6 protein-coding genes and 1 tRNA gene are annotated in these 3,387 nt (G+C 55.3%); all 7 read right to left on the bottom strand.

Annotation, left to right across the window (positions count from 1 at the left end; translation table 11 throughout):
• Nucleotides 1-88: 88 nt before the first annotated feature.
• A complete protein-coding gene (locus ACIQ5B_RS10535) occupies nt 89-436 on the bottom strand; it encodes a hypothetical protein (RefSeq protein WP_397575470.1) in 348 nt (115 codons plus the stop codon).
• A gap of 71 nt (nt 437-507) precedes the next feature.
• Nucleotides 508-1,146 (bottom strand): 7-carboxy-7-deazaguanine synthase, encoded by a 639-nt coding sequence (gene queE, locus ACIQ5B_RS10530; RefSeq protein WP_397598979.1) that lies wholly within the window; start codon nt 1,144-1,146, stop codon nt 508-510.
• Entirely contained in the window at nt 1,143-1,826 is a 684-nt protein-coding gene (queC, locus tag ACIQ5B_RS10525) for a 7-cyano-7-deazaguanine synthase QueC (RefSeq protein ID WP_395635726.1), read from the bottom strand. The genes queE and queC overlap by 4 nt, the downstream gene beginning before the upstream one ends.
• 34 nt (nt 1,827-1,860) lie before the next feature.
• A tRNA-Arg gene (locus ACIQ5B_RS10520) sits at nt 1,861-1,937 on the bottom strand.
• A gap of 55 nt (nt 1,938-1,992) precedes the next feature.
• On the bottom strand, nt 1,993-2,511 hold the full coding sequence (locus ACIQ5B_RS10515) for a DUF1254 domain-containing protein (protein ID WP_395619067.1): 519 nt from the start codon (nt 2,509-2,511) through the stop codon (nt 1,993-1,995).
• Complete coding sequence (locus ACIQ5B_RS10510) at nt 2,508-3,083, bottom strand: DUF1214 domain-containing protein (RefSeq protein ID WP_395635727.1); 576 nt, start codon at nt 3,081-3,083, stop codon at nt 2,508-2,510. Before ACIQ5B_RS10510 ends, ACIQ5B_RS10515 begins: the two co-directional genes overlap by 4 nt.
• A gap of 35 nt (nt 3,084-3,118) precedes the next feature.
• Nucleotides 3,119-3,387 (bottom strand): putative PEP-binding protein (locus tag ACIQ5B_RS10505; protein WP_397598978.1); only part of this gene is annotated, 269 nt, incomplete at its 5' end.

The following is a 3,387-nucleotide window of genomic DNA, read 5'->3' as shown; positions in this document are numbered from 1 at the left end:
GAGATTGTGCGCGCGATCAAGCGCTTCTTGAGGTTTAAGCATGATTCCCGCTTAGGCGCGGGCCGTTACAGCGTCAATCAAGCGGCGGTCAAAATACCGTAAACAATACCGCTAAAAATGCCGGAATGGCCACGGCAGCAGCCCAAAGCTTCAGCCGGTCCGCGACATAATGCGTCTTCAGACCGTCGCCATTGTATGCAGCGGCATCCAGTGCCTGCCAGCGGCGCTCCATATTGCGGCATGGCGGAATGACCACAGCCACAAAGAGGACCAAGACAAAATAAGGAAAAATCGACGTGCCACGCGATTCAATGGTGGGCGTCACCAAGAATATCAGTGCCAATGTGTAGACCACCAGCGCAAAGGCGACATGGTCGGACATACGTTTTGAATAGCTTTTATAGCTGCGCAATTGCGCCTGTTTGGCTTTTGCCATTTTTCTGCTCTCCTCTTCCCATCACAAGACTGTCATCTTTGGGAATAGGTTTCAAGCATATTTAATATGGGTCAGGGCAGCCCCAAAATCTTGTGGTTTTGCAGGGATAAGCGCCATTTTGGGCGGTCCATGACGAAGCGCGTGGCTTCCTCTACGCTGGCGGCATTTAGCTCGGCATGGCCTTTATCCATGGGCTGGATGAGGAAATGGGCAAATTGCCATCCCTCCATGCGGTCCAAATCACTCGCCAATTGCGGCCAGACGAGTTTCAGTTCATCGCCATGATGCTGGATGACGTCGGACCCTGCCTTGGGGCTGATGCAGACCCAATCGATGCCGGGGTGAACCGCGATAGTGCCGTTGCTTTCAATGGCGATCTGAAACCCGTGCGCATGCAATGCGTCGACAATCGCATCATCGACCTGCAACATGGGTTCGCCGCCTGTTATGACGACATAGCGCGATTGCGCGCCATCACCCCACAAAGCCGCGACTTTTGCAGCAAGGTCCGCCGCGTCATAACGGCCGCCATTTTCGCCGTTCATGCCGACAAAATCGGTATCGCAAAATTGGCAGATGGCCGAACTGCGGTCTTCTTCGCGACCCGTCCACAAATTGCATCCGGCAAAGCGCAGGAACACCGCACGGCGGCCCGCATGAACGCCCTCGCCCTGAAGCGTCAGGAAAATCTCTTTAACCGCGTAGCTCATGCGTAGATGGTGGGATCGGGCAATCCCGCATCGGCAAAGCCCTTGGCGCGCAAGCGGCAGCTGTCACAGCGGCCACAGGCTTTGTTATCGGGCGTCGGATCGTAGCAGGACCAGCTCATGCCCGCATCAAGGCCAAGCCGCGCCGCTTGCGTGGCGATATCGGCCTTGCTCATGTGCAGCAACGGCGTGTGGACGCTGAAATGATCGCCCTCAACGCCCGCCTTGGTGGCCAAATTGGCCATGCCTTCAAAGGCGCGGATGAATTCCGGGCGGCAATCGGGATAGCCCGAATAATCGAGCGCATTCACGCCAATCCACAAATCCCGTGCGCCGCGTGCTTCGGCAAGACCAAGGCATAAGGACAGGAATATCGTGTTGCGCGCAGGCACATAGGTCACCGGGATGGCGTTTTCTTCAACGCCCTCTTTGGGAACAGCAATGTCCGCGGTTAGCGCGGAGCCGCCAAAGCGCGTCAGATCAAGCGGCAGGACGATATGTTCAATCGCCCCCAAATGCGCGGCGATGGTCGCTGCACTGTCGAGTTCAATCCTGTGCCGCTGATTATAGTCAATGGTCAGCGCGATCAGGTCATAGCCCGCCTCGCGCGCCAAGCCGGCAACAACCATTGAATCGAGGCCACCGGACAACAGAACGATGGCAGATTTGGATTTTGCGGTCATGGCGAGAGGTCTCTGTATTCAGAGAGAAGAAAAGTGGTGCACCCGGAGCGATTCGAACGCCCGGCCCTCAGATTCGTAGTCTGATGCTCTATCCAGCTGAGCTACGGGTGCACTGGAAGGCGGCTATTAGGGTGGTGCCTTCCGTTGTGCAATAGCTAATTGAACCTCAAAGCTGCTTGCAGGTCGATTTTCTGCGGATGGCATCAATCGTTGGAAAGTCTGCCGCGTCCGTCATCAGAATGCGAATGAGAGCTAATCCTTTATCATAACGCAACGCCACGGGTTCATAGCCCTTTGGGACAGCCATACCCTTTCGAATCAAGGCAAGGCGCGCCGATTTACCGCCGGTATCACGATCACTGCGGACGGCCGCGACATCGGTGCGGGCGTCGAATATACTGATCGACCAATAATGGTCAGGCACGGGTTCAATGTCGAGCAACACGGGGCCATTGGCCAAATCAAAAACGCAGGTTGAATAGGATAAATCAGGACTGGGCCGGACGATAGGTTGATTGTCGGCTGTCGAAGGCTGGGTAAAAACGAATGTGTTTACCCGCCCAGTGGCGATTTTGTCCAAAGCGGCTGACATCAGCGCATAGGGTGTCGCGACCAGAGTGCCGTGCCATGCTGCGCCGGCAGTTATTAGTCCCACTAAAATGGGAAGCAGCCAGTTTCTTTTCATGCGCAGCTCTCCTTTTTTATCGTGGGTAATGTCGCATTTGCGGGATCAGTGAGCAAATTTCCTTTTGCATGATACAACCGCAGGGTCAGATCGAAACCGTCTATGCCGCCAGTCGGCAACCATACACCATTGGCTATTTTAGGCGATACGGTGAATGACCAGTTTCCATCGCTATCGCGGACTGGTTTATTTCCTGGCACCGACCAGCGGTTGGCCTCATTTTTTACGAGCCAGCCCTCGCCATGATACAGCGTTACACTCCACCAACGGGCGTCCAATGGCCCACCAAGCACCGTGTAAGTGCATTTGCCGTTGAGAGGCGCACCGTCGCTGTCCGTTTTGGCGATATAGTACATGGCTTCTTTTGCGGGCAGAGCCATGATTCCGTGCAATGCCACTTTGGCGCGAATCAACGCGGTCGCTTTCTCCGTCCCCTGAATGGTATTGGCGTTCCAGGGGCCATTACTGATCTGCTTAGCGGTGTAATCACCGCGCACTTGCGAAATGGCATATCCCGCGCCGCCGACTAAGCCCAACGTGATACAGATGCCGTATCGTTGCCACCTTTTCATAATGCTCTCCCTCAATCGAAGGTTAGAACAAATGATTATGTGCTGGCAAGTGCAGCCTGCGCAGCGGCCAATCGCGCGATAGGCACGCGATAGGGTGAGGCGCTGACATAATCGAGGCCGACCTTTTCACAAAAGGCAATCGACGCCGGATCGCCGCCATGTTCGCCGCAAATCCCAAGCTTGATGTCAGGACGCGTCGCGCGGCCTTTGTTCACGGCAATTTCGATGAGCTGACCAACGCCTTCAACATCAAGGCTGACAAACGGGTCGCGGGCGTAAATGCCCTTGTCGACATAATGCGTCA

It is taken from the genome of Sphingorhabdus sp. (assembly GCF_044374345.1).
Classification (GTDB): Bacteria; Pseudomonadota; Alphaproteobacteria; order Sphingomonadales; family Sphingomonadaceae; genus Sphingorhabdus_B.
This window is presented reverse-complemented; position numbering and strand designations above follow the sequence as displayed.

What these genes read in the sequence shown, in the direction of transcription:
- ACIQ5B_RS10510 (WP_395635727.1), bottom strand. Translation starts at nt 3,083, where the DNA reads ATGAAAAGGTGGCAACGATACGGCATCTGTATCACGTTGGGCTTAGTC.
- ACIQ5B_RS10515 (WP_395619067.1), bottom strand. Translation starts at nt 2,511, where the DNA reads ATGAAAAGAAACTGGCTGCTTCCCATTTTAGTGGGACTAATAACTGCC.
- queC (WP_395635726.1), bottom strand. Translation starts at nt 1,826, where the DNA reads ATGACCGCAAAATCCAAATCTGCCATCGTTCTGTTGTCCGGTGGCCTC.
- queE (WP_397598979.1), bottom strand. Translation starts at nt 1,146, where the DNA reads ATGAGCTACGCGGTTAAAGAGATTTTCCTGACGCTTCAGGGCGAGGGC.
- ACIQ5B_RS10535 (WP_397575470.1), bottom strand. Translation starts at nt 436, where the DNA reads ATGGCAAAAGCCAAACAGGCGCAATTGCGCAGCTATAAAAGCTATTCA.